The sequence below is a fragment of the Pseudomonas putida genome (genome assembly GCA_041071465.1).
In the GTDB taxonomy this organism is placed as follows: Bacteria; Pseudomonadota; Gammaproteobacteria; order Pseudomonadales; family Pseudomonadaceae; genus Aquipseudomonas; species Aquipseudomonas putida_P.
Genome location: CP163498.1, coordinates 3062365 through 3088583 on the forward strand (window position 1 = coordinate 3062365; position 26219 = coordinate 3088583).

Annotated in this window: 22 protein-coding genes, 1 pseudogene and 1 riboswitch; of the genes and pseudogenes, 15 read left to right on the top strand and 8 right to left on the bottom strand. The window is 62.8% G+C overall.

Annotation, left to right across the window (positions count from 1 at the left end; genetic code table 11):
* Window positions 1-78: 78 nt before the first annotated feature.
* Window positions 79-1248, bottom strand: a complete 1170-nt coding sequence (locus AB5975_14250; GenBank protein ID XDR22835.1) for a 1-acyl-sn-glycerol-3-phosphate acyltransferase — start codon at window positions 1246-1248, stop codon at window positions 79-81.
* 121 nt (window positions 1249-1369) lie between these two features.
* Between AB5975_14250 and AB5975_14255 the strand changes: the two genes are divergently transcribed.
* The 4 genes and pseudogenes from AB5975_14255 (at window position 1370) to AB5975_14270 (ending at window position 3342) form a co-directional block, all read left to right on the top strand.
* The gene (locus AB5975_14255; GenBank protein XDR22836.1) at window positions 1370-1552 is read left to right on the top strand and encodes a CPXCG motif-containing cysteine-rich protein; all 183 of its coding nucleotides are present in this window, start codon (window positions 1370-1372) and stop codon (window positions 1550-1552) included.
* Window positions 1552-1812: a DUF2007 domain-containing protein gene (locus AB5975_14260; GenBank protein XDR22837.1), complete on the top strand. Its 261-nt coding sequence runs from the start codon at window positions 1552-1554 to the stop codon at window positions 1810-1812. The genes AB5975_14255 and AB5975_14260 overlap by 1 nt, the downstream gene beginning before the upstream one ends.
* Before the next feature lie 15 nt (window positions 1813-1827).
* Window positions 1828-2447 (top strand): annotated as a pseudogene (locus AB5975_14265) (SOS response-associated peptidase).
* A 76-nt stretch (window positions 2448-2523) separates the two neighbouring features.
* Window positions 2524-3342, top strand: a complete 819-nt coding sequence (locus AB5975_14270; protein ID XDR22838.1) for a M48 family metallopeptidase — start codon at window positions 2524-2526, stop codon at window positions 3340-3342.
* A 42-nt stretch (window positions 3343-3384) separates the two neighbouring features.
* Here AB5975_14270 and AB5975_14275 read toward each other — a convergent pair whose 3' ends face one another.
* The 3 genes from AB5975_14275 to AB5975_14285 all read right to left on the bottom strand — a co-directional run bounded on the left by AB5975_14275 (window position 3385) and on the right by AB5975_14285 (window position 6255).
* Complete coding sequence (locus AB5975_14275) at window positions 3385-3969, bottom strand: TMEM165/GDT1 family protein (GenBank protein ID XDR22839.1); 585 nt, start codon at window positions 3967-3969, stop codon at window positions 3385-3387.
* Between the two features lie 88 nt (window positions 3970-4057).
* Window positions 4058-4197, bottom strand: a riboswitch (yybP-ykoY riboswitch).
* Between the two features lie 39 nt (window positions 4198-4236).
* Window positions 4237-5235, bottom strand: coding sequence for a methyltransferase (locus AB5975_14280; GenBank protein ID XDR22840.1), 999 nt, complete (start codon window positions 5233-5235; stop codon window positions 4237-4239).
* Between the two features lie 54 nt (window positions 5236-5289).
* Complete coding sequence (locus AB5975_14285) at window positions 5290-6255, bottom strand: 2-hydroxyacid dehydrogenase (GenBank protein XDR22841.1); 966 nt, start codon at window positions 6253-6255, stop codon at window positions 5290-5292.
* Window positions 6256-6416: 161 nt separating this feature from the next.
* Here AB5975_14285 and AB5975_14290 point away from each other — a divergent pair, with 161 nt between their 5' ends.
* From AB5975_14290 to AB5975_14325, 8 genes are all read left to right on the top strand, one after another.
* Window positions 6417-8099 carry a fatty acid--CoA ligase gene (locus AB5975_14290; GenBank protein XDR22842.1) on the top strand — a complete coding sequence of 561 codons (1683 nt, stop codon included), beginning with the start codon at window positions 6417-6419 and terminating at the stop codon, window positions 8097-8099.
* Between the two features lie 331 nt (window positions 8100-8430).
* The gene (locus AB5975_14295; protein XDR22843.1) at window positions 8431-10317 is read left to right on the top strand and encodes a DUF1302 domain-containing protein; all 1887 of its coding nucleotides are present in this window, start codon (window positions 8431-8433) and stop codon (window positions 10315-10317) included.
* A gap of 25 nt (window positions 10318-10342) precedes the next feature.
* A complete protein-coding gene (locus AB5975_14300; protein XDR22844.1) occupies window positions 10343-11707 on the top strand; it encodes a DUF1329 domain-containing protein in 1365 nt (454 codons plus the stop codon).
* 292 nt (window positions 11708-11999) lie between these two features.
* Window positions 12000-14717, top strand: a complete 2718-nt coding sequence (locus tag AB5975_14305; protein ID XDR22845.1) for a LuxR C-terminal-related transcriptional regulator — start codon at window positions 12000-12002, stop codon at window positions 14715-14717.
* 159 nt (window positions 14718-14876) lie between these two features.
* Window positions 14877-16484: a response regulator gene (locus tag AB5975_14310; protein XDR22846.1), complete on the top strand. Its 1608-nt coding sequence runs from the start codon at window positions 14877-14879 to the stop codon at window positions 16482-16484.
* Window positions 16481-17173 (top strand): sensor histidine kinase, encoded by a 693-nt coding sequence (locus tag AB5975_14315; GenBank protein ID XDR22847.1) that lies wholly within the window; start codon window positions 16481-16483, stop codon window positions 17171-17173. Before AB5975_14310 ends, AB5975_14315 begins: the two co-directional genes overlap by 4 nt.
* A 298-nt stretch (window positions 17174-17471) precedes the next feature.
* Window positions 17472-18116, top strand: a complete 645-nt coding sequence (locus AB5975_14320; GenBank protein XDR22848.1) for an MBL fold metallo-hydrolase — start codon at window positions 17472-17474, stop codon at window positions 18114-18116.
* 109 nt (window positions 18117-18225) lie between these two features.
* Window positions 18226-18924 carry an OmpA family protein gene (locus tag AB5975_14325; protein XDR22849.1) on the top strand — a complete coding sequence of 233 codons (699 nt, stop codon included), beginning with the start codon at window positions 18226-18228 and terminating at the stop codon, window positions 18922-18924.
* A 61-nt stretch (window positions 18925-18985) separates the two neighbouring features.
* Here the strand turns inward: AB5975_14325 and pta are convergent, their stop codons facing one another.
* Both pta and AB5975_14335 read right to left on the bottom strand, forming a co-directional pair.
* The gene (gene pta, locus AB5975_14330) at window positions 18986-21073 is read right to left on the bottom strand and encodes a phosphate acetyltransferase (GenBank protein ID XDR22850.1); all 2088 of its coding nucleotides are present in this window, start codon (window positions 21071-21073) and stop codon (window positions 18986-18988) included.
* Between the two features lie 31 nt (window positions 21074-21104).
* Entirely contained in the window at window positions 21105-21407 is a 303-nt protein-coding gene (locus tag AB5975_14335; GenBank protein XDR22851.1) for a DUF3565 domain-containing protein, read from the bottom strand.
* On the opposite strand from AB5975_14335, the gene AB5975_14340 reads away from it, so the two are divergent.
* Both AB5975_14340 and AB5975_14345 read left to right on the top strand, forming a co-directional pair.
* Entirely contained in the window at window positions 21406-21891 is a 486-nt protein-coding gene (locus tag AB5975_14340) for a peptidylprolyl isomerase (protein ID XDR22852.1), read from the top strand. The genes AB5975_14335 and AB5975_14340 overlap by 2 nt on opposite strands.
* A 145-nt stretch (window positions 21892-22036) precedes the next feature.
* Window positions 22037-22519: a glutathione peroxidase gene (locus AB5975_14345; GenBank protein ID XDR22853.1), complete on the top strand. Its 483-nt coding sequence runs from the start codon at window positions 22037-22039 to the stop codon at window positions 22517-22519.
* Window positions 22520-22646: 127 nt separating this feature from the next.
* Here AB5975_14345 and AB5975_14350 read toward each other — a convergent pair whose 3' ends face one another.
* Entirely contained in the window at window positions 22647-23837 is a 1191-nt protein-coding gene (locus AB5975_14350; GenBank protein XDR22854.1) for a glycosyltransferase family 4 protein, read from the bottom strand.
* A gap of 178 nt (window positions 23838-24015) precedes the next feature.
* Between AB5975_14350 and AB5975_14355 the strand changes: the two genes are divergently transcribed.
* Window positions 24016-25332: a methyl-accepting chemotaxis protein gene (locus AB5975_14355; protein XDR22855.1), complete on the top strand. Its 1317-nt coding sequence runs from the start codon at window positions 24016-24018 to the stop codon at window positions 25330-25332.
* A gap of 36 nt (window positions 25333-25368) precedes the next feature.
* Here AB5975_14355 and cysZ read toward each other — a convergent pair whose 3' ends face one another.
* Window positions 25369-26097, bottom strand: coding sequence for a sulfate transporter CysZ (gene cysZ / locus AB5975_14360; protein XDR22856.1), 729 nt, complete (start codon window positions 26095-26097; stop codon window positions 25369-25371).
* Between the last annotated feature and the right edge of the window lie 122 nt (window positions 26098-26219).

Consider the following 26219-nt stretch of genomic DNA (forward strand, 5'->3'; position numbering starts at 1 on the left):
GCTCCTACAGGAGATCGCGGTCCCCTGTAGGAGCGGCCTTGTGTCGCGATTGGGCTGCAAAGCAGCCCCGACAATCCTTCAGGCCACAGGTGCCTGCTGCTTGACCTGATACTGGTTACGCACCGGCGTCGCATACTGCAACACCAGGTATGGCCGCTGCTCTTCAGGGCAGGCATCCAGACGGCGCTGCCATTCTTCCTTGGCTTTTGCCAGCTCATCCGTCGGGAACACCTTCTCGGCACTCGGCACCTGCAACGCCTCATCCTTGGCATCCCACATCGCATACGCCAGGTAATGCACCGGGAACAGCCGGTAGCCACCCAGAATCTGCCGGTCGATTTCCGACGCCAGCTGCTTGGTGTCTTCGTGGTATGCGGTCACTGGCGGGGCGAAGTTGATGTGCACCCGGCCCTTGTAGCCGGTAATGCCCTTGGCGATGCTGTTGTCGTCCTCGCCTGGCGCCTTCTTGTAGGTACCGGTGGTGGCGCGGATGTACAGCTCGCGGGCCTTGGCCTGGTCACACGGGTCGTATTCGTAGCTGATCGACACCGGCGTCAGGTTCAGGCTCTGGATCACCGCACCGAACGGCTCGTCCTTGCGGCTCATGTGGAACATCTTGAGGATCGCCGAGTCGGTGCGGTCGTCACCGTCCTTGGCCCGGCCTTCTGCCTGGGCGATCCAGATCGACGTAGCATCGTTACGGATCGAGTGGTTGATATAGGCCGAAAGCAGCTGGTAAGCCGCCAGCTTCTCACGCCGGCCGCTGATCGAGCGGTGCACGATGAAGCTCTTGTTCAGGCGCATCATGTCGCTGACAAAGGGCTTTTGCAGCAGGTTGTCGCCAATGGCGATGCGTGGCGTGGGCAGGCCGGCATGGTACACCGCGTAGTTGACGAAGGCCGGGTCCATGACGATGTCGCGGTGGTTGGCCAGGAACAGGTAGGCGGTGCCGGCCTTGAGTTGTTCCACGCCGGAATAGGTAACGCCGTCAGTGGCGCGGTCGATGGTCTGGTCGACGTAATACTCGACTTTGTCCTGCAGGGTGGAAACGCAGGTGACGCCGGCGAATTCCTTGCGCAGGCGGCGTGCAATCAACGGCTTGAGCAACCAGCCGAGAGCACCAGCCGCACGCGGGAAGCGGAAGTGGGTGAGGATATCGAGGAATGCCGGGTCGCTGAGCAGGCGTGCCAGAACGGCAGGGACCTCAGCGTCGTCGTACGGTCGGATGGCATCGAATTCGCCCATCATGCTCTCTTGTTGGAAACGGCTAGGGTAATAGGTAGGGGCGGGCTCCGAAAAACGGCTCGGACGCACATAGGCCCTGTAAACAGACCGGCAATTATACGCATAAGTCACCCCGGAGGCCGCGATGCTGGAAACTGCGATCTACGATTGCCCTTATTGTGGCGAAGAAGTCGAAACCACGGTGGACCTGTCCGGTGGCGATCAGGAGTACATCGAGGATTGCCAGGTGTGCTGCAAGCCTATCCGTTTCGTGCTGCAGGTGCATGGCGAGGAGTGGATGCTGGATGTCTTTGGTGAGAATGACTGATGCGGCGGATCTACGAACCGGAAAACCTGCTCGAAGCCGAAATGCTGGTCGGTATGCTGGCCAGTGAGGGCGTCGACGTGCAACTGGTGGGCCGTGACTTGATGGGCGGTGTGGGCGAGCTGCCGCTGCAAGGGCTGCTGGGGCTTGCGGTGGCCGATGAGCAGGCCGAGTACGCACGGCAACTGATCGATGCGTACAATGACGCCCAGCCACTGGTTGGCGACGAACCGGAGAGTTTCCCCGGTACCTTGATCTGCTAGGTTCTGAATTCGCCCATGTGTGGACGTTACGCCCTGTTTCGCTGGCCCCAGGCCCTTGCCAGTCTGCCGGGCTTTCCCGTCGGTCAGCCGGCCCAATGGAATATCTCGCCCGGGGCTTCGGTGCTGATCCAGCGTCAGCTCGACGGCCAGCAGCAACTGGTCAAGGCGCGCTGGGGGCTGACCCCGGCCTGGCTCACCGACCTGTCCCGCACCCCGGCCCACGCCCGCGCTGAAACCCTGGCAGAGCAGCCGATGTTTCGTGAAGCATTTCGCCAGCGCCGCTGCCTGATGCCGGCCAACGGCTTTTACGAGTGGCGGGGCAGCGTGCGTAAGCGCCCATACTGGTTGACCCGGGGGAGGGCGCCTCGCTGTACTTCGCGGCGGTGTGGGAAGCCTACCCGGTGCAGGACCAGGTGTGGCTGAGCTGCGCGGTGGTGACCCAGGCGGCCATGAACCAGCGCCGTCCGCTGATACTGGATGAGGCCGGGCAGGCGGCCTGGCTTGACCCGGATACGCCAATTGCCCGCCTGCACGAGCTGCTGGCCAGCCCGCCTGCGGTGTTGCGTGAGCGGGCCTTGGCCAATTTCGTCAATGACCCGAAACTGGATGCGCCGGAGTGCCTCACCCCGGTTTGATAAATCTTCCCTGTGGCTATGGCAGCCAATGGCGACTCGGCCTAGGATACGCCGCATGTGGATAGGGAGTGTTTTCATGCGTAAGTCTTTTGTCGTCAGCCTGCTGAGTGCTGGCATCCTGCTGGCCGGCTGCCAGGCGGTGAACACCACCAGCGGAGGTGCTGTTGGCGTCGAGCGTCAGCAGTACATGTTCAGCATGCTCTCGACCGATGAGGTCAACCAGATGTACGCCCAGTCGTACCAGCAAACCCTGGGTGAGGCCTCGAGCAAGGGTGTGCTCGACAAGTCCAGTGCCGATGCCAAGCGGGTGCAGGTCATTGCCAACCGACTGATCGCCCAGGCGCCCAAGTTCCGCCCGGATGCCGCGCAGTGGGACTGGCAAGTCAACGTGATCAAGAGCGACGAACTCAACGCCAACTGCGGCCCGGGCGGCAAGATTATCGTCTATACCGGCCTGATCGATCAGCTCAAGCTCAGCGATGCGGAAATTGCCGCAGTGGTAGGGCACGAGATTGCCCACGCCCTGCGTGAGCACAGCCGCGAGGCCATGTCCAAGGCGTACGGTGTGGAAATGGCCCGTCAGGGTGCCGGTGCCATCTTCGGCCTCGGCCAGAGCAGCATGGCCATGGCCGACACCGTGGTGAACTACGCCATGACCTTGCCCAACAGCCGGGCCAACGAAAACGAGGCCGACCTGATTGGCCTGGAGCTGTCGGCGCGTGCCGGTTATGACCCGAATGCCGCGATCACCTTGTGGAACAAGATGAGCAAGGCTTCCGAGGGTGCACCGCCTGAGTTCATGAGCACTCACCCGGCGTCGGAAAGCCGCATTGCTTCGCTGCAGGCGGCAATTCCGAAGGTGATGCCGCTGTATCAGGCCGCGGCCAAGCCGTAACTGTGTGAACCCTGGGGCCGCTTTGCGGCCCCGCTTCCCTGCTTAACCTACCCAGCCACTGGCCTTCATTGCCGAGTACACGGCCACGATCGCCAGGACGAAGAACGCCGTGGCCGCCAGGCGACGAATCAGCGTCAACGGCAGTTTGTCTGCCGCGAAGTTACCCGCCAGAACCACCGGCACGTTGGCAATCAGCATGCCCAGGGTGGTGCCGAGGATGACCATGATCAGGTGCGGGTACTGTGCTGCCAGCATCACCGTGGCAACCTGGGTCTTGTCACCGATTTCGGCCAGGAAGAACGCAATCAGCGTGGTCAGGAACGGCCCGAAGCGGCGTGCCGGGTTCTCGTCGTCATCCATCTTGTCCGGTACCAGGGTCCACAGCGCTGTGGCGGTAAAGCTCGCGGCCAGGATCCAGTGCAGTGCCGAGTCGCTGAAGAAACTGCCGAACCACGCCCCTACGGCACCGGCCGCCGCATGGTTGGCCAAGGTGGCGGCGATGATGCCGGCGATGATCGGCCAGGGTTTGCGAAAGCGAGCCGCGAGAATGAGCGCGAGCAGTTGCGTCTTGTCGCCGATTTCGGCGAGGGCAACGATAGCGGTGGGGACCAGCAGAGATTCCAGCATCAGGATTCCTACGGGGGCGGGTCGACACGGCTATGACACGTACAGCCTCCCCGCCCCGGGTAAGGTGTGCGTGTCATAGGTCTTGTCAAACCCTGGATCCGTCTATGCGGATCTCTCCATGCAGGCTGGCATGGCGGGTCGCACGCGCCATGGTCTGTGGACCAAGTATGTTGACGCGTACCGGGCGAGCTGGGTGCTCGCGGGAGACTACTCCCCTAGGACGGTGCGGATTCTGCCTAGGCAAAACGCTTTCGGCAAGCGCTGTTTTTATCCGTGCGTTGCCTGATAGATGCGGAAACCATCGGCCTCGTCGCGTACCTGGCAGTTGCCCAATGCCCCTTCGATCAGCGGCTGGTAGCGCAGGAAGCTGTTGGCCACCAGGCGCATTTCGCCACCTTTTCGCAGATGAACGGCTGATTTTTTCAGCAAGTTCTCCGAAGCTTGATAATTGGTGTGTACGCCGGTGTGGAACGGCGGGTTGCTCAGGATAAGGCTCAGTTCGGTGGGGGCTGCGTCAATGCCATCTCCGCTGATCACGTCGCCTTCCAGGCCGTTGGCGGCCAGCGTCAGGCGGCTGGCGGCCACGGCGAAGGCATCCACATCCAGCATGGTCACCCGGCTTTGTGGGTAACGGCGCTTGAGCGTGGCACCCAGCACCCCGGCACCACAGCCAAAGTCCAGCATGTGGCCGTCGGGTAGGCCATCGAGGTGTTTGAGCAGCAGGGCGGTACCCCGATCGAGGCGACCATGGCTGAATACACCCGGCAGGCTGACCACTTGCAGCGGGCCGTCTTCCAGGGCCAGCTCGAAGCGCTCGGCCAGGCTTTCCAGCGGTTTTGCCTGCGGTGCCTGGTCGATGGTCACTTGCCACAGTTGGCAATGGCGAGCGCTGTCCAGCTTGCGTGGCTTGCCAAAGGCCTGCAGCTGCTTGGCCGCCCCTTCGATGCCGCCGCGTTTTTCGCCGACCAGGTACAGCTCGCGGCCGGCCAGGCGCGACGCCAGGGCGTTGAGCAGGTAGGCGGCCAGCTCGCGGGACTTGGGCAGGAACAGCACGGCACTGTCGAAGGGCAGGTCGGGCGGCTCGACCGCATAGTGGCTGCGGCCGGCAAAGCGGCTGTCGAGCATGGCCTGATCGCCGGCATGCCAGGTCCAGGCCTGGGCCTGGGGCAACTGGCCGAGCAGGTCGTCGGCGGGGGCGCCAGCGATCAGCAGCGGCCCCTGGAACAGCTCTGCCTGGCGGAGCAACACTTCACTGCGCGGGTCCATGGACGACGCCTCCTGGAAAAAAGTGGCGCAGTGTAGCAGAGGCCGGCGCCGGGCTCAGCTGACCACGCGGCGTGGCTGACCAGCGAAGAAGGCCTGGGCGTTTTCGCTGAGCTGGCCAACGATGCGCTGGCGCGATTCCACCGCGCCCCAGGCGCTGTGCGGGGTGATGATCAGGCGCGGGATGTCGGGTTGGAGCAATGGGTTGCCATTGACCGGCGGCTCCACACTCAGCACGTCGGTGGCCGCGCCGCCCAGGTGGCCACTGCGCAGGGCGTCGGCCAGTGCCTGTTCGTCGATCAGGCCACCACGGGCAGTGTTGACAACCAGTGCATTGCGCTTGAGCAGGCCCAGTTCGCGAGCGCCGAGCATGTGCCGGGTATGCTCGTTCAACGGGCAGTGCAGGGTCAGCGCATCGACTTGCGGCAGCAGTTCGTCAAGCGGCAACCGGTCGGCGCGCTCCGGGCGACCGGGAATCTGTCCGCTCAGCACGCGCATGCCGAAGGCTTCGGCCAGCCGTGCCACCGCGCCGCCCAGTTCGCCGTGGCCGAGCAAGCCGAGGGTTTTGCCTTCCAGTTCGACGATGGGGAAGTCCAGCAGGCAGAACTGGCTGGCCTTGGCCCACTGGCCGTCGGCAACCGCCTGGTTGTAGTCGCACAGACGCGTCGCCAGGGCCAGCAACAGGGCGAGGGTATGCTGAGCGACTGACGGCGTGCCGTAGCCCTGGCAGTTGCACACCGTGATGCCTTGGGCGCGGGCTGCTGCCAAGTCGACATTGTTGGTGCCGGTGGCGGCCACCAGAATCAGCTTGAGCTGCGGGTTGGCGGCCAGGGTCGCGGCGTCGAGCATGACCTTGTTGCTGACCACCGCGACGGCGCCCTGCAGGCGTTGGCTTACCTGGTCCGGGCGGGTTGCATCGAACAGTTCGAGCTCATCGAACTGGCTTCGTAACGGGGAAAGGTCGAGGTCACCAAGATCTAGGGATTGGTGGTCGAGAAACACAGCGCGACGCGGGCTGGGCATCAGTAAGGCTCCGTTGGCAGGGCAGGGATGATCCATCACTCGGACAATGCCACTCATACCCCGCGTAGCCAAATCATTCCTTCGGCTGATTTAGCCGTCACATTGGCGAACTACAGTGGTTACCACATTTGTCTGGCCCGCTTTTCAGAAAAGGGATACCCATGTTGCAGACCCGCATCATCAAGCCCGCCGAGGGCGCCTACGCCTACCCACTGCTGATCAAACGCCTGCTGATGTCTGGCTGCCGCTATGAAAAGACCCGCGAAATCGTCTACCGCGACCAGTTGCGGCTCACTTATCCACAGCTCAACGAGCGCATCGCACGCCTGGCCAATGTGCTGACCGAGGCCGGGGTAAAGGCCGGTGACACCGTCGCGGTGATGGACTGGGACAGCCACCGTTACCTGGAATGCATGTTCGCCATTCCGATGATCGGCGCCGTGGTGCACACCATCAACGTGCGCCTGTCGCCCGAGCAGATCCTCTACACCATGAACCACGCCGAAGACCGCGTGGTGCTGCTCAATAGCGACTTCGTCGGCTTGTACCAGGCCATCGCCGGGCAGTTGACCACCGTCGACAAGACCCTGTTGCTGACCGACGGCCCGGACAAGACCGCCGATTTGCCCGACCTGGTCGGCGAGTACGAGCAACTGCTGGCCGCCGCCAGCCCGCGCTACGACTTCCCTGACTTCGACGAGAACTCGGTGGCCACCACCTTCTACACCACCGGCACCACCGGTAACCCCAAGGGTGTGTATTTCAGTCATCGTCAGCTGGTGCTGCACACACTGGCCGAGGCCTCGGTCACCGGCAGTATCGACAGCGTGCGGCTGCTGGGCAGTAACGACGTGTACATGCCGATCACTCCGATGTTCCATGTGCATGCCTGGGGCATCCCTTACGCTGCCACCATGCTCGGGATGAAGCAGGTGTACCCTGGGCGCTACGAGCCAGACATGCTGGTCAAGCTCTGGCGCGAGGAGAAGGTCACTTTCTCCCATTGCGTGCCGACCATCCTGCAGATGCTGCTCAACTGCCCGGCTTCGCAAGGGCAGGATTTCGGCGGCTGGAAGATCATCATTGGCGGCAGCTCGCTCAACCGCTCGTTGTATCAGGCCGCTCTGGCACGTGGCATCCAGCTGACTGCTGCGTATGGCATGTCGGAAACCTGCCCGCTGATCTCCGCCGCCCACCTTAACGATGAGTTGCAGGCCGGCAGCGAGGATGAGCGTGTTACCTACCGCATCAAGGCCGGTGTGCCGGTGCCACTGGTCGAGGCAGCCATCGTCGATGGCGACGGTAACTTCCTGCCAGCAGACGGTGAGACACAAGGCGAGCTGGTGTTGCGTGCGCCGTGGCTGACCATGGGTTACTTCAAGGAACCGGAAAAGAGCGAGGAGCTGTGGCAGGGTGGCTGGCTACACACCGGCGATGTCGCCACCCTCGACGGTATGGGTTACATCGACATCCGCGATCGCATCAAGGATGTGATCAAGACCGGTGGCGAGTGGGTCTCCTCACTCGACCTGGAAGACTTGGTCAGCCGCCACCCGGCGGTGCGCGAAGTGGCGGTGGTGGGGGTGGCCGACCCGCAATGGGGTGAGCGTCCGTTTGCCCTGCTGGTGGTGCGTGATGGCCACGCCATCGACGCCAAGTCGCTGAAGGAGCACCTCAAGCCGTTTGTCGAGCAAGGTCACATCAACAAGTGGGCGATTCCAAGCCAGATCGCCGTTGTTACTGAAATTCCCAAGACCAGCGTCGGCAAGCTCGACAAGAAACGCATCCGCCAGGACATCGTCCAATGGCAGGCCAGCAACAGCGCGTTCCTTTCCACCTTGTAACTGCTTTGCGGGTCGTGTGCGTCAGAACGCGACCCGCATGCTAGAGAGGCTGGCGCCTTGCCAAATGGCAAAAATGCGCCATCCTTGAGCACTGCCAGCACGCAATCGGGACAAATAGCAGCGAGTTGGCGGCATGGAGCGCAAATCACACTTTAGAGGGATCAAGCGCCTGTGCCTTGCTGGCTATAGTCGGGGCCAGGGGATTTTCAGGAATGGGGGAGGGCAACACGCGCAAGCCGTGTCGCCGCGGGTGCAAACCTGCAAACCGGTCGCTCGGGCCGTTCTTGAAAGGACTCACTGCCATAACAATAAAGTACATGGAGTAGCGTCGATGAAATCTGCAAACCTGTTCTGGCGCCGGGCCAAGTTGCCCTTGGCCGTCAGCCTTGCTTCCACGCTCGCAAGTCCTGCTTTCGCTGTCAGCTTCAACATGGGTGAAATCGAAGGCCAGTTCGACTCGTCGCTCTCCATCGGCGCCAGCTGGTCGACGGCCAACCCCAACAAGAACCTGATCGGGGTGAACAACGGCGGCAAGGGCCTGTCGCAGACATCCGACGATGGCCACCTGAACTTCAAGAAGGGCGAAACCTTCTCCAAGATATTCAAAGGCATCCATGACCTGGAGCTCAAGTACGGCGACACCGGCGTGTTCGTGCGTGGCAAGTACTGGTACGACTTCGAGCTGAAGGACGAAGGCCGCGAGTTCAAGGACATCAGCGACTCCAACCGCAAGGAGGGCGCCAAGTCGTCCGGCGCCGAGCTGCTCGACGCCTTCGTCTACCACAACTACTCCATCGGCGATCAGCCCGGTTCGGTGCGCTTTGGCAAGCAGGTGGTGAGCTGGGGTGAAAGTACCTTCATCGGCGGCGGCATCAACTCGATCAACCCCATCGACGTGTCGGCGTTTCGCCGCCCAGGGGCCGAGATCAAGGAAGGCCTGATCCCGGTCAACATGTTCTACATCTCCCAGAGCCTGACCGACAACCTGTCGGCTGAGGCCTTCTACCAGCTTGAATGGGACCAGACGGTCGTCGACAACTGCGGCACCTTCTTCTCGCAGCCGGACATCATTGCCGACGGCTGTACCGACAACCTGCGCGTGCTGAACAGCAGCCGTACGGTGCCGGGCGCGGCCCAGCAATTCCTTGCTACCCAGGGCGTGAACATCAACGAAGAGGGTGTGATGGTGCGCCGTGGCGCTGACCGCGACGCGCGTGACAGCGGGCAGTTCGGCGTGGCCATGCGCTACATGTTCGAGCCATTGGACACCGAATTCGGTGCCTACTTCATGAACTACCACAGCCGTGCGCCAATCTTCAGCGCCACCGGCGCCCCGGCTTCGGTGTTCTCCGGTATCGCCGGCCTGCCGGCACAGCTGCGAGCCTTGGCACCCTTGATCGTGGCGGGTAATTCGCAGTACTTCGTCGAGTACCCGGAAGATATTCGACTCTACGGCCTCAGTTTCTCCACCACCTTGCCAACCGGCACGGCATGGAGCGGTGAGATCAGCTACCGGCCCAACGCGCCGGTACAGTTGAACACCACCGATATCCTGTTTGCCGGTGTTCGTCCTCTGGGCGGCGCACTGACCAATGCTTCGCTGCTGGCGGGTACACCGGGCCAGGACCTGCACGGCTATCGCCGTAAAGAGATCACCCAGTTCCAGACCACCTTGACGCACTTCTTCGACCAAGTGATGGGCGCTAGCCGCATGACCGTGGTGGGCGAACTGGGCGTCACCCACGTCGGCGGCCTGGAGAATGCGCACGATACCCGTTATGGCCGCGACCCGGTGTTCGGCCCTGGCCCATTGCCGTCCACGGGCGGAGCGGACACCTGCCAGGCGCTCAACGCCAGCACCATCGCCGGCGCCGGTGCCGGTGCATCCACCACCAACCTGAACCGCAAATGCGAGAACGATGGCTACACCACCAGCACGTCCTGGGGTTATCGCGCCCGTGTCATCTGGGATTACAACGACGTATTCGCTGGGGTGAACCTGAAACCGAGCGTGGCCTGGTCGCATGACGTGTCCGGCTACTCGCCGGGCCCTGGCGCCAACTTCGAGGAAGGCCGCAAGGCTGTCAGCCTGGGCTTGGATGCCGAATACCAGAACACCTACACGGCAAGCCTGTCGTACACCAACTTCTTCGACGGCAAGTACAGCACCGTGGATGACCGCGACTTCGTCGCCCTCAGCTTCGGCGTGAACTTCTAAGCATTCAGATCCAGGACGACACGACATGAACAAGACCAGAAGTCTGCTGCAAGCCGGTGTGCTGGGCCTGTCCCTGCTGGCGACCAGTGTCATGGCTGCGGTATCCGCTGACGAGGCGGCCAAGCTGGGTAGCACCCTGACCCCAATGGGGGCGGAAAAGGCCGGCAATGCCGACGGCTCCATCGGCGCGTGGGAGCCGCTGTCGAAAACGGCGGGCAGCGTCGACGGCAAGGGCTTCCTGTCCGACCCGTACGGCAGTGACAAGCCGCTGTTCACCATCACGGCGCAAAACGCCGACCAGTACAAGGACAAGCTCTCGCCAGGCCAGCTGGCCATGCTCAAGCGCTACCCGGACACCTTCAAGATCCCGGTGTTCAAAACCCATCGAGGTTCAACCGTCCCGGCCGATGTGTTCGCGGCCATCAAGGAAAACGCCACCAAGACCACCCTGGTCGAGGGCGGCAACGGCCTGAACAACTTCCGCACGGCGGTACCGTTCCCGATCCCGAAAACCGGCCTGGAAGTGATCTGGAACCACATCACCCGCTACCGTGGCGGCAGTGTCAGCCGCCTGGTCACCCAAGCTACGCCGCAGCAGAACGGCTCGTTCAACCCGGTGTACTTCTCCGACCAGTTCGTCTTCCGTGACAAGATGAAGGACTACGACCCGAACAACCCAGGCAACATCCTGTTCTACTTCAAGCAGGAAGTGACCGCGCCCGCGCGCCTGGCTGGGACCGTGCTGCTGGTGCACGAAACCCTCGACCAGGTGAAGGAGCCGCGCAAGGCGTGGATCTACAACGCCGGCCAGCGTCGCGTGCGCCAGGCGCCGCAAGTGTCCTATGACGGCCCGGGTACCGCTGCCGATGGCCTGCGTACCTCCGACAACCTGGACATGTTCAACGGTGCACCTGACCGCTATGACTGGAAGCTGGAAGGCAAGAAGGAGCTGTACATCGCGTCGAACGCCTTCAAACTCGATGACCCCAAGCTGAAATATGCCGACATCATCAAGGCCGGGCACATCAACCAGGACCTGACCCGTTACGAGCTGCGCCGCGTGTGGCACGTGGTCGCAACCCTCAAACCGGGCCAGCGACACATCTATGCCAAGCGAGACTTCTACATCGATGAAGACACCTGGCAGGCTGCCGTCATCGACCAGTACGACGGCCGTGGCCAGCTGTGGCGCGTGTCCGAGGCCCACGCCCAGCCGTATTACAACGTCGAGGTGCCGTGGTACACCCTGGAAGCCATCTACGACCTGCAGTCCGGTCGTTATCTGGCCCTGGGCATGAAGAACGAAGAGAAGCGTGCCTACGACTTCGGTTTCAGTGCCAGCAAGGCCGACTTCCAACCAGCGGCGCTGCGCCAGTCGGGTATTCGCTAAGCTGAACACCACTAACTCCGTGTGATCCCCAGAACGCCCCGGCTTGCCGGGGCGTTTCTATTTTTCTGTTCTGGCCTCTACGCGGTCCTGCCCGCGAAGAGGCCAGAACAGGCAATAAATCTGCTGAATACCCACCCACACCCCCGCTACGGCCTCTGTCCATCAGCCATGTTGCTTTTTGTCGCAGTCTTTTCCGTGGCAATTGCGCCCATCATCTTCAAATGCGCCGCGTTACCCGCTAGTCTCGCAAACATCCATACCGCCGTAGTCTTCCAACCAGAACGAGCCGGCCATGACAGATCTGTCCCGTACGCATGGATTCGCGAGTCAGGCCCTGGGCCTGCTGGACGGGCGTTTCTTCCGGCCTCCGTTGCCGGACGGCCATGTGCCGCGCCAGCGTCTGTGTCAGCGTCTGCACGCCGGCCTGGGCGGGCGGCTGCTGCTGGTCAATGCCCCGGCAGGTTTCGGCAAAAGCTCCCTGGCCATCGAATTTTCCGAAGCGCTGCCCGAACACTGGCGCAGCTTGTGGCTAGGCCTGAGCCAGCGCGACGCCGACCCTGGCCGCTTCCTTGAACGCCTGCTCGAAGGCCTGCAGCAGTACTGCCCAGCACTGGGCGGCCAGGCCATGGGGCTGCTGAAAATGCGCCAGCGCCACCAGCCGTTCGCCTTCGAAGAGTGGCTCGACGGCCTGCTCGACGAGCTGGCGCTGTACCTGCAAGCCGATACGCCGCTGCTGCTGGTGCTGGACGACTATCACCTGGCCCAGGGGCCGGTGCTTGACCGCTGCCTGCAGTTCTTCCTCAATCACCTGCCCCCCGGCCTTGTGTTGCTGGTTACCAGCCGCCAGCGGCCAGACTGGCACCTGGCGCGCCTGCGCCTGTCACGGCAGCTGGTCGAGCTAAACGAGCAGGACCTGCGCCTCACCGCGGATGAGGCGCTGGCAGTGATTGGCCGCCAGCCCACGGGCCTGCGCGGTCAGGCCCTGGACAACCTTATTCAGCGCAGCGACGGCTGGGTGGCCGGGTTGCGCTTCTGGCAGCTGGCGGCCAGCGACAGCGCTGACGAGCAAGCCTTGCCCCAGGCGCTGCATGGCGGCGAGGGCCTGATCCGCGACTACTTGCTCGAAGAAGTCATCGACATGCTGCCCGTGGACGTGCAGGCCTTCTTGTACGAAACCGCCTGCCAGGAGCGTTTCTGCGCCCCGCTATGTGATGCGCTGCGGGGCCGCCACGACAGTGCCGCGATCCTGCGCTTCCTGCAGGCGCATCAGGTGTTCCTGGTGCCGCTGGACGAGCATGGCCACTGGTTCCGCTATCACCACTTGTTCTCCGACCTGTTGCGCAGCCGCCAGGCCAGCGAGCCGCTAGCTGGCCTGCACATACGGGCCTGCCGTTGGTTCGAAACCCAGGGCCTGCTGGACGAAGCTGTGGAGCAGGCCTTGCGTGCCGGCCACCTGGATGTCGCCGCAGACCTGGTGCAGAGCCTGTCCGAGGAGCAACTGCTGGCCGAACAGAACGTCGGTATGTTGCTGCGCTGGAAGATGGACCTGCCCGACAGCCTGCTGATCAGCACGCCACGGTTGATCGTGCTGTACAGCTGGGCGTTGGGCCTGGCTTGCCAGCTGGACGCAGCCGAGGAACTGGCCGGCTACCTCAGCCGTTTTCTACCCGCGCCTTCGGCAACCGCGCAAAAGTCGATGCTGGCCCAGTGGCTGGCGCTGAGTGGGGTCATTGCCCGTGGCCGTGGCGACCGCGAACGCACCCTGGCCTATTGCGGCGAGGCGCTACAGAGCCTGCCGAGCAAGCGTTATGGCCAACGCCTGGTGTGTTTGTCGACGCTGTCCAACCTGGCCATTGCCGATGGAGACTTCTGGCGGGCCCGAGGCTGGAACCGCGAAGCCCTGGAGCTGGCCCAACGGGTCGGCAACCCGTTGTTCGAGGCCCTGGCCCATTACGACCGGGCGCGAGTGCTGCACGCCCGTGGCGAGGTGCTGCGCGCACTGGACGAAGTGCGCCAGGGCCTGCAACGCCTGCAGGGGCTTTCGGCGCAGCGGCTGTATGCCGTGCGTGCGCGCCTGACGCTTTACGAAGGCTACCTGCTGGTCTCACGCCTGCAGCCGGCCCAGGGCCGAGCACGCTTGCGTGCAGGGCTGGGCGAGGCGCGGGCGTGCCGAGACATCAGTGTGCTCATCGGTCATTGCGTGATTGCCACGCTCGATGGCCGGGAAGGGCACTTTGCCGAAGCCTTTGCCGAATTGGCCGAGGCCGAGCGCCTGATGCATATCTGGGATGTGCCCCCGGTCTATTACCTGGCCATGATTACCCTGGTCAAATGCGAACTGTGGCTGGCCCAGGGGCGAACCGATCTGGCCGAGTCCTGGCTGCTGCGTCTGGGCCAGACCTACGGTGGCGAGCAACCGGCAGCAGCACCGGAGTTCCACCCGCTGCTGCCGTTGCATATTGCGTTGCAGCAGGCTTTGCTCGAGCGCATCCAGTTGCGTGGCGAGGATGCCGTGCAACGCCTGGCAAGCCTGGTAGCGCGTGGCCAGGCCAGTGGCGGCATGATGCTCACCGTCAGTGCCCTTTGCCAATGGCTTTCCCAACTGCTGGACGAAGGCAGGGAAGGGCAGGCCGCGCAGTTGCTGCCAGGTTTGCTGGAGGCAGCCCATGGCGGTGTGCTGCAACCGTTCCAGCCAATTCTGGAAAAGCACCCGCAATGGCTTCATGAGCAACTGCAGCCAGCGGCCGCTTGCCCGGTTCAAGCCGAACTGCTCAAGCACCTGCCGCCAGTGCCCTCCGCCAGCACAGGCACCGGCGAGGCGCTGAGCGGCCGCGAACTGGCCGTGCTCGAACTGATTGCCCAGGGCTGTTCCAACCAGCAGATCAGCGAGCGGCTGTTCATTTCCTTGCACACCGTGAAGACCCACGCCAGCCACATCAACAGCAAGTTGGGGGTTGAGCGACGCACCCAGGCGGTGGCAAAGGCAAAAACGCTGGGGTTGCTGGCGTGATACTGGCTCTGCAGGTCATTGCTCGTTAAAGTGATGGCATGAGGCCATGGTTTGTGGCCGGTAATGCTCTACCCTCATCTTTCCCGACCGGCTGCCGATACAGCGATCGGTGGCATCGCCTCGCGCGATTTTTCAATCATTCCAAGGCAGGTCGTGTTGATGCTGCAGTACGGGCAAAAGAGCTTTCTGATCGTCGACGATTTTACCGACTTTCGCACGTCGACCCGTTCCATGTTGCGTGAGTTGGGCGTGCGCGACGTGGACACCGCTGACAGCGGCGAGCAGGCGCTGCGCATGTGCGCGCAGAAGCGCTATGACTTCATCCTGCAGGACTTCCACCTGGGTGACGGCAAGAAGAACGGCCAACAGGTGCTCGAAGACCTGATCATCGACAAGCACATCAGCCATGAGTGCGTGTTCATCATGGTCACTGCCGAGAGTAGCCAGGCCATCGTGCTCAGCGCCATCGAGCACGAGCCCGATGCTTACCTGACCAAACCCTTCAACCGGGTTGGCCTGGCGCAGCGCGTCGAGAAACTGTTCCAGCGCAAGACGCTGCTCAAACCGATCCTGCAGGCGCTGGACCGCAATCGCCCGGCTGAAGTGCTGGCCGCTTGTGCCGAGTTGTGCAAGAAGGACCCGCGCCTGGCACCGCTGTGCTTGCGCTACCGGGCCGATGCCCTGCGCAACCTCAACCGTTTTGAGGAACTTGAAAAGTTCCTCAAGGCCATCCTGGCCAGCCGCCCGCAGCCGTGGGTGTACGCCGCGTTGGGCGCACTGATGCACAAGCGTGGCCAGAACGCCCAGGCCCAAGGTGTCTACGAGCAGGCGCTCAAGGCGTTCCCGATCATGCCAGGCCTTTACGATGGCATGGCCGAGGTGCTGGTGGCTCAGGGTGATACCCGACGCGCGCAGAACCTGCTTGAAGAAGCCGTACGTTTATCGCCTCTGTCTGTGCGTCGGCAATCGACGCTGGGCAAGCTGGCGCTGGAAAACGAAGACTTCGAGAGTGCATCGAAGGCGTTCCGCCATGCGGTGAATCAGGGCCAGAGCTCGCGCTACAAGGATGCCGAAAACAACCTCGGCCTGGTGCAGGCGCTGATGAGCAAGAACGCAGGCTTCGGCCTGGATGCCCGTACCCGTGTCGAAATCAACACCACGCTCAGCGAAGTGGCCAAGGAAAACCCCGAGGACCAGGGCTTGCAAGTGCGTGCGCGGATGATGAAGGCTGCCAGCCTGCAGCAGGCGGGCGACCCGGAAACAGCCGGCAAGCTGACCGAACAGGCGATCCAGCGCCTGGACAAGATGAACCAGTTCTTCTCGGTCGATTCGGCCCTGACCGTTGCTGCGCAGTTGCAGGCAATGGGGCAGGAAGCCGCCGCCATCGGCGTGCTGAAGAGCTGTGTGGAAAGTTATGGCGATGACCCGAAGGTCATGGAAAAAGTGGGCAAGCTGACGGACGACCCCAGCGTGCTCAACGCCATTACCGAAGCGGTCACCCTCAATCGCCAGGGTGTACGCAGTTACCAGGGAGGGCAGCTTGGCGAGGCGTTGCAACTGTTCCGCAAAGCGCTGGGTATGCAGCCGAAGAACATCAGCATCGCCCTCAACACCGCCCAGGCGCTGCTGCGCATCGGCGGTGACAACCCTCAGCCCGCGATCATGCAGGAATGCCAGGACGCCTTGACCAGCGTCGCCGGTATCCCTGCCAGCGACAATCGCTATGACCGTTACCGCAAACTGCACATCCGAGTGTTCGGCGCATGAATCAAGACAATCAGGGGCTGGATTTTTCCACGGTGATCGCCTCCACCGTGCACGACCTCAAAAGCTCTCTGTCAGCGCTGATCCAGTCCCATAGCCAGTGGGTGGAGCGCTTGCCCGAAGAGCTGCGCGGTGGTGCCGAGCAGGGGATCATGGAGCACGAGTTTCGCCACCTCAACGGCATGCTGGTACAGCTGCTTGGGCTGTACAAACTGGGCATCAACCAGTTGCCGGTGTGCCCGGACTACCACGAACTGGATGATTTCATTGAAGCGCAGTTGGCGGCGCACCAGGAAGTGCTCAAGCACAACGACATCCTCGCCACCTGGCGCATCGACACCGACAACCCGCTTGGCTTCTTCGACCGTGAGCTGGTGGCCTCGGTAATCGCCAACGTCATCACCAACGCCACCCGCTTTGCCGGGCACGCCTTGCTGATTACCATCGAAGAGGCCGACAACCAGTTGGCTATCTGCGTCAACGATGACGGCCCGGGTTATCCCAAGCACATGCTCGAGCGCCAGGAGGAGTACATCCAGGGCATCGACTCGACCAGCGGCAGCACCGGCCTTGGCCTGTACTTCGCGGCGCGGATCGCGGCACTGCATGAAAGCGGCGGGGTGCGCGGGCGGATCGAGATCTCCAATGGCGGGGCGCTGGGGGGTGGGTTGTTCAGGTTGTTCCTGCCTTAGGCCGGCAGAGCATGGCGTTGGATTTTCAGCGCCCTTCAGATCGAGCGCCGCCCGCGCGGCGCATCGCGAGCTGGTGCTCGCTCCTACGCTTGTTTCGGGCCAGTTATGCCTGTTACAGACGCGCGCGACCGCTTTTTTTCGTACGGCACAATATCAAGACATGCACCAGAGGGTTCGCGCGCAAATCTCGCTGGTACAATTGGCCCGAAACAAGCGTAGGAGCGAGCGCCAGCTCGCGATGCGCCGCGCGGGCGGCGCTCGATCTCACAGGCGCTGCAGCGTCCAAGACAGGCCCTTCATGAAGACTGCCCCGACCACCCTCATCCGCGAAACCTTTCCCGTAGGCCCCTTGCAGTGCAACTGCACGCTGATTGGCGACCCATTGACCAAGAAAGCCATCGTCGTCGACCCGGGCGGTGACCCGGACAAGATCCTCGCGCGCCTGCAAGCCCACGGCCTCACGCTGGTAAGCATCATCCACACCCATGCGCACTTCGATCACTTCCTGGCCTCGGGCAAGCTCAAGGAGCTGACGGGCGCCACGTTGCACCTGCACAAGGACGACCAGGCCCTGTGGGACAACCTGGAGATGCAATGCCAGATGTTCGGCGTGCCTTACACGCCGGTACCGGCGCCAGACCGCTGGCTGGGCGATGATGAAGAACTGGCTTGCGGCTGCGGCGTGGCCCTTCACACGCCAGGGCATACGCCAGGCTCAATGAGCTTCTGGTTCGCCGACGCCAAACTGCTGATTGCCGGCGACACCCTGTTCCGCCGTGGCATTGGCCGCACCGATTTGTGGGGTGGTGACCAGCGGGCTATCGTTCGCTCCATCAAGGAGCGGCTGTACCGGCTGGACGAGGAGGCCATCGTGGTGACCGGCCACGGGCCTGACACCCGTCTGGGCGACGAGATGCGCGAAAACCCCTTCGTGCGTGCCTGATGGCACATGAAGGCACTTTCATGGAATTTTTCGTTGCCGATGCAATCCAAGGCTGGCATAGATCCGTTTGAGATCTGCCGCATTTACGAATTTTAGTAGGAGCTTGTCCATGTTCACCATGCGTCGTCTGATTATCGTCGCAACTGCCGCTGCCCTGATGACTGGCTGTGCCAGCCAGAATCCTTACGACAACCAGGGTCAGGCGCAGGGCTCCACTGGGATGAGCAAGACCGCCAAGTACGGCGGCCTGGGCGCGCTGGCCGGCGCCATCGCCGGTGCCGCCATCGACCACAACAACCGTGGCAAGGGTGCGCTGATCGGTGCTGCTGCAGTGGGTGCCGCCGCCGCCGGTTATGGCTATTACGCCGACAAGCAAGAAGCCGAACTGCGCGCGCAAATGGCCAACACTGGCGTGGAAGTGCAGCGCCAGGGTGACCAGATCAAACTGATCATGCCGGGCAACATCACCTTCGCTACCGACTCGGCCAACATCGCGCCAAGCTTCTACTCGCCGCTGAACAACCTGGCGGGCTCGTTCAAGCAGTTCAACCAGAACACCATCGAAGTGGTCGGCTTTACCGACAGCACCGGCAGCCGCCAGCACAACATGGACCTGTCCCAGCGCCGCGCGCAGGCAGTCAGCACCTACCTGACCTCGCAGGGTGTGGATGCCTCGCGCATCTCGGTACGTGGCATGGGCCCGGACCAGCCGATCGCCAGCAACGCCGACGCCAATGGCCGTGCGCAGAACCGCCGCGTGGAAGTGAACCTGAAGCCGATTCCGGGGCAGCAGTATGACCAGCAGTAAGGTCAGGTTCAGCAGTATCCCTGATTGATTCCTGGGGCCGCTTTGCGGCCCCAGTGATTTGCTAGCGCACCACGCTGGCCTGAATCGCCGTCAGGGCAATGGTATGCACGATATCGTCAACCTGTGCCCCGCGTGGCAAATCGTTCACTGGCTTGCGCAAACCCTGCAACATCGGCCCCAGGCTGACCCCGTCGGTGCTACGCTGCACCGCCTTGTGCGTGGTATTGCCGGTATTCAGGTCGGGGAACACGAACACCGTGGCACGCCCGGCCACAGGGCTGCCTGGTGCCAGCTCCCGAGCAATGGCCGGGTTGGCTGCCGCGTCATACTGCAAAGGCCCATCGATCAGCAACGCCTCTGCTGCACCTTGCGCCAGGCGAGTCGCTTCGCGCACTTTCTCGACTTCTTCATCGCTGGCCGAATCGCTTGAATAACTGATCATCGCCACCCGCGGCGCGATGCCGAAGGCCTGCGCCGATTCGGCGCTCTGGCGGGCGATCTCTGCCAGTTCGGCAGCACTGGGGTGGGGGTTCATCACGCAGTCGCCGTACACCAGTACCTGCTCGGGGAACAGCATGAAGAACACCGACGACACCAGGCTTGAGCCTGGCGCGGTCTTGATCAACTGCAGCGCCGGGCGGATGGTATTGGCGGTGGAGTGAACCAGGCCCGAGACCAGGCCGTCCACTTCGTCCAGGGCCAGCATCATGGTGCCGATCACGACCGGGTCTTCCAGTTGCTGCTCGGCCATCGGTGCGTTGAGGTTCTTGCTCTTGCGCAGCGCCACCATGGGCTCCACGTAGCGCCCGCGAATCAGCTCGGGGTCGAGGACTTCCAGGCCGGGCGGCAGGGCAATGCCTTGAGCGCGGGCCACGGCCTCGACATCTTCGGGCTTGGCCAGCAGTACGCAGCGGGCAATGCCACGGGCCTGGCAGATGGCTGCGGCCTGCACCAACAGCGGCTCGGCACCTTCTGGCAAAACGATGCGCTTGTTGGCCTGCTGCGCGCGCTGGATCAACTGGTAGCGGAACACTGCCGGCGACAGGCGCATTTCACGCGGGGTGCCGCAGCGTTGGTGCAGCCAGGCTGCGTCGAGGTGGCTGGCGACGAAGTCGGTGATGAACTCGGCGCGCTCGCGGTCATCCACAGGAATCTCGCGGTTCAGCGAGTTGAGCTGGTTGGCCGTGTCGTACGAGCCGGTGCTGACTGACAGGATCGGCAGGCCGGCCTGCAGGGCGCCGCGGCACAGGCCAAGGATGCGCGCGTCGGGCTTGCTGTCGCTGGTCAGCAGCAGGCCGGCCAGTGGCACGCCATTGATTGCTGCCAGGCTGACGGCGAGGATGATGTCGTCGCGGTCGCCCGGCGTGACCACCAGGGTACCCGAGGTCAGCAGCGGCACGGTGTTGGCGACCGTGCGTGCGCAGATGATGATCTTGCTCATGCGCCGCTGCTCGTAGTCGCCGGCATTGAGCACCTGGGCGCCGAGCAGCTCGGCCACGTCGCGGGTACGCGGGGCGTTCAGCTCGGGTTGGTAGGGAATGCAGCCAAGCAGGCGGAAGTCATTGCCGCGCAGCAACGGCGAGTGTTCACGCAGGCGGGTGGCGAAGTCGGCCATGCTCTCGTCGGTGCGAACCTTGTTGAGGATCACCCCGAGCACTTTCGGGTCGCGCGGCCCGCCGAACAGCTGGGCCTGTAGTTCGACCCGGCCGGACAGTTCGCTGAGCACTTCGTTTTCCGGTGCCGATACCAGGATCACCTCGGCATCCAGGCTTTTCGCCAGGTGAAGGTTGACCCGCGCGGCGTAGCTGGCGTGGCGCGTGGGCACCATACCCTCGACCACTACCACGTCATTGCCGATACAGGCTTGCTGGTAGAGACGGATGATTTCCTCCAGCAACTCGTCCAACTGGCCATCGCCGAGCATGCGCTCGACCTGGGCCAGGCTCAGTGGTACCGGAGGTTTGATACCGTGGGTGCGAGCCACCAGTTCGGTAGAGCGCTCGGGGCCGGTGTCACCCGGGTGGGGTTGGGCGATCGGCTTGAAGAAACCGACCTTCAGGCCGGCGCGCTCCAGGGTACGCACCAGGCCCAGGCTGATGGATGTCAGGCCGACACCGAAGTCGGTCGGCGCAATGAAAAATGTCTGCATGCGTGCTTCTCGAAATAAGCGGTGCAAGAAATTAACGGCCAAGGGTAGCGCTATCGGCCCCTTGTGCGCACCAGCCGCACGCGAAAGGCTGGCCAATGTGCTGCGCGCGCTGGGCCGGGTCGAGCACCCAGGGGCGTGCCTGCCACGGCGGTTGGTGGCGCAGGTGTTGGGTGTGGCCGCAGGACAGTTCGGCCACCCAGTGGCCTTCTTCGTCCTGATGGAAGCCTGTGATCCGACTGATGGGCCGTTGCTCGTCCGCGGTGCGTTCGCAATCGGACGATGGCTTGGTTACACTTGTCCGCTCTACATTCTTTTGCAAAAGGTCTTGCCCCATGCTGATCGCCGCCAACAAGGCTGTCTCCATCGACTATACCCTGACCAACGACGCCGGGGAGACCATCGACAGCTCCGCCGGTGGCGCGCCGCTGGTCTACCTGCACGGTGCCGGCAACATCATCCCAGGCCTGGAAAAGGCCCTGGAAGGTAAACAGGCCGGTGACGAGCTGAACGTTACCATCGAGCCGGAAGACGCCTACGGCGAATACCTGGCCGAGCTGGTCAGCACCCTGAACCGCAGCCTGTTCGAAGGCGTCGACGAGCTGGAAGTGGGCATGCAGTTCCACGCTTCGGCACCGGACGGCCAGATGCAGATCGTCACCATCCGCGACCTCGACGGCGACGACGTCACCGTTGACGGCAACCACCCACTGGCCGGCCAGCGCCTGACCTTCAAGGTAAAGGTTGTCGACGTGCGTGACGCCAGCGAAGAAGAAATCGCTCACCGCCACATCCACGGTGAAGGTGGCCATCACCACTGATTTTCTGCGCTAAGCTCAGAAAGTCGCCAGGCGCTCGGGCAAGCCGATTTGCCTTCCTACGGGAGGTGGACGGTTTGGACGAGCGCCTTTTTAGTGGGCGCAATTCGCCCCCGCGGCAACCGGGAACCTGAGAGGGGATTTCATCATGAGTGCATTTCACGACCTGAAACTGGACGCGCTGAACGGCGGAGAGCTGCCGCTCGCACCGTTCAAGGGGCAAGTGGTGCTGGTGGTCAACGTTGCCTCCAAATGTGGTCTCACGCCGCAATACAAGGCCCTGGAAAACCTCTACCAGGTTTACAAGGACAAGGGCTTCAACGTGCTTGGCCTGCCGTGCAACCAGTTTGCCGGCCAGGAGCCGGGTAGCGAAAAGGAAATCCAGGACTTCTGCAGCCTCAACTATGGGGTGAGCTTCCCGCTGGGGGGCAAGTTGGAGGTCAACGGCCCGCAGCGCCATTCGCTGTACCGTCTGCTGGCGGGTGAGGGGGCCGAGTTCCCCGGTGACATCACCTGGAACTTCGAGAAGTTTCTGGTGGGCAAGGATGGGCGAGTACTGGCGCGTTTTTCACCGCGCACGGCGCCGGATGACCCGGCGGTAGTCCAGGCCATAGAAAAAGCACTTGCCTGAAGTTTTACGCACTTCCTGTAGGCGCGGCCTTGTGCCGCGAAAGGGCCGCAACGCGGCCTCTCGATGGTTGCGGTAGTGCTGAAATCCGGGGGCCGCTGTACGGCCCATTCGCGGGGCAAGGCCGCTCCTACACTGATCGCGTGGGGCCCAAGCTTGAAGCAGGTGCGGCAGCAGATGGGTTCTGGGCTGAATGCAGATACCCCTCGAACTGCTCGACAATCGCGGGCCAGCCCTGACGGCTGGCATGCTGCCGCGCATTCAGGCGCACCCGGCGCAAGGTTTCCTCTTCTTCCAGCAGCCAGCAGGCGGCATCGATGAATGCGGCCTCATCCCCTGGCATGGCCAGCCCGCCACTGTGTCCATGGCGAATATGCTGCGCAGCTGCCGCCTCGTCATAAGCAACCACCGCCAACCCCGAAGCCATGGCCTCGAGCACCACGTTGCCAAAGGTCTCGGTCAAGCTGGGGAAAAGGAACAGGTCGCCGCTGGCATAGTGCTCGGCCAGCACCTCGCCGCGCTGGGCGCCACAGAACACTGCATCTGGCACCTGCTGTTGGAGGCTGGCACGCTGCGGGCCGTCACCGACCATGATCAGACGCAAGCGCTTCTGGGGATAAGTTTTCTGCAATGCCTCGAGACAAGGCCGCAGCAAGCCAAGGTTCTTTTCCACCGCCAGCCGTCCGACATGCAATACGGCGATATCATCCGGGCCGAGCCCCCAGCTTTCACGCAACGCCTGGTTGCGCCGGGTCGGGTTGAACAGGCCGGCATCGACACCTCGTGCCAACAGTTCCAGGCGCTCGAACCCACGGCGTTCAAGCTCCAGGCGCTGGCTGACACTGGGTACCAAGGTGATCGCCGTGCGCCGATGGAACCAGCGCAGATAGTGGGTGAGCAGGCGCGCCAGCAGGCCCAGACCGTACTGGCCGGAGTACTGCGGGAAGTTGGTGTGGAAGCCGCTGACGACCGCGATACTCAGGCGCCTGGCTGCGCGTAGGGCGCTGAGACCTAGCGGCCCTTCGGTGGCGATGTACAGCACATCCGGGCGCTGCCGGCGCCAGCGCCGCAACAGCTTGTGCATCGATACCTCGCCCCACTGCAAACCTGGATACCCCGGCAGGGCCCAACCACGGCACAGCATCAGGTGCGGGTCGTTTTGCACGGGTGATTCGCCGGCCTGGCGCGGCCGTACCACCTCGACCTCATGGCCGCGTTGACGCAAGCCTTCACTGAGGCGGCCAAGGGTGTTGGCCACGCCGTTAATCTCGGGTGGGAAGGTTTCACTGACCAGGGTAATGCGTAGGGCGGGTGTATTCATGACAAAAAGTTTCCGCCTGCAGGATTGCGCCAATGTGACTGCCATGTGACGTACAGATGACGCCTGACCGCTGACGCTTTCGCCTTTATGAATATTTCCTCGCACGGCACTCAAGAAGGTGTCATCGGCAGCCGATGAAGATGCATTCGACTACGTGATGCGCTCCAGGAGAGCGGTGATGTTCAACAACAAGCTCAAGCAAGAAATCCGGCAGTTGCGCGAAGACCTGATGTCCATGGAACAGGTCAAGAGTAGCCTCGACAGCGAGATGCTGGTACTGCAGCTCGACCCTCAAGGACGGATCGAGATGGTCAACGGCAACTTCGAGAGCGAGATGCTCTACCGTGCCGAACAATTGCTTGGGCGCAATATCGAGGACATCGTCCCGGCTCATGTGAAGACCCTCGACTTTTACCAGCGCATGAAAAGCGCGATCAGCCGGGGCGAGCACCTGAACGGCGCGTTCCGTCTGTTGCGCGGCAATGGGCAGGAGGCCTGGCTGCGTTCGATCCTGCAGCCGGTCAAGAACAGCGAGGGGCGCATCAAGTACTTCACCCTGCATTCCAGCGACCTTACCCGTACTATCGAGACCTCGCGCGAGCACGAAAGCCTGATCAAGGCGCTGATGCGCTCCACCGCAGTGATCGAGTTCGAGCTCGACGGCACCATCCTCACCGCCAACGACCGTTTCCTCGCCACCGTCGGTTATCGTCTGGAGCAGATTCGCGGTAAGCACCACCGCATATTCTGCGAGCCGGAGGAGGCCAACTCGGCCGGCTACCAGGCCTTCTGGGACAAGCTGCGCCGTGGTGAATACGTTGCCGAGCGCTTCAAACGCATTGATGCCCATGGCCGGGTGATTTGGCTGGAGGCTTCGTATAACCCGATTTTCGATGCCCACGACGTGCTGTACAAGGTGGTCAAGTTCGCCACGGTGATTACCGATCAGGTCAACCAGGAGCAGGCAGTGGCCGAGGCGGCAGATGTCGCCTACAGCACCTCCCTGGGTACCGATGTCAGTGCCCGCAAGGCCACCGAGGTAGTCACCCAGACCGTCAGCGTGATGCGTGGCCTGGAGGCCTCGATGCAAGAGGCGGCCGAGGGCATCCAGGCACTTGATACTCAGTCGCGGGTGATCGGTTCGATCATCAAGACCATCAGCGACATTGCTGGGCAAACCAACCTGCTGGCGCTTAACGCAGCCATCGAAGCGGCCCGTGCGGGCGAGCAAGGGCGGGGTTTTGCCGTGGTTGCCGACGAAGTGCGCCAACTGGCCTCGCGCACCAGCACCGCCACCGAGGAAATCGCTCGGGTGGTGCAGCAGAACGAGCAACTGGCGCAGGCGGCAGTGTCGATCATCGACACCAGCAAGCGCCAGGCCGAACAGGGGCTGGCGCTGGCGGACGAGACGGGCAGCGTGATTGTCGAGATTCAGGATGGGGCGAAGCGAGTGGTGGATGTGGTGGGGCAGTTCTCCAGCCGATTGGGGCAGTGACGCCCCAGCCCGGCAGGGGTATGGCGGGCGCTGGGATCAGTTGCGCTCGCGCACCCAGAACAACGTAGCCCCCGCCACCGCCGCCGGCATCATCAGCACGTTCACCCCCGGAATCATCAGCGCCAGGTAGGTGATGCCGCCAAAACCCAGGCTTTGCCAGCGCTTCTGGCGCAGCCAGGCGAGCATGTCCTGCCAGCTCATCTTGTTGTTGTCCGCCGGGTAGTCGATGTACTGGATGGCCATCATCCACACACCGAAGATGAGCCACAGCGGCGCCGCCACCACGTTGACCACCGGGATCAGCGACAGGATGAACAGGCCGATGGCCCGCGGCAGGAAGTACCCCAGCTTGCGCATTTCGCGGCTGAAGGTGCGCGGTACCATGGCCAGCAGTTCGCCCCAGCTGAACGCTGGGAAGGTGTCTTCGCCACGGACCACCACCTCGACCTTTTCCGCCAGGAAGCCATTGAATGGGGCGGCGATGATGTTTGCCACCAGGGTGAAGGTGAAAAACACCATCAGCAGCAGCAAGGCAACGAACAACGGCCAAAGGATGTAGCTGAGGAAGCTCAACCAGTCAGGCAGCGTTGGCATCAAGGCATCGAGCCACAGCCCGAACTGGTGGCCGGCGAAGTAGATCAGGCCACCGAACAGCAGCAGGTTGACCGTTAGCGGCAGCAGCACGAACAACCGCAGGTTGGGGCTCAGCACCAGTTTCAGGCCTTCACGCAGGTACTGGGGGCCAGAGAGGACAGGGGCTTGCATCTAGTTACTCCGCACAGAAGGAAAACGCGCTGACCTTACCGAGTTTGCCGCGCCGACGAAAGGCGGGTAGCGGGCGGGAAACGGGCTGTAACAAAAGCGTCAGGGGCATGGCTATCGATGAA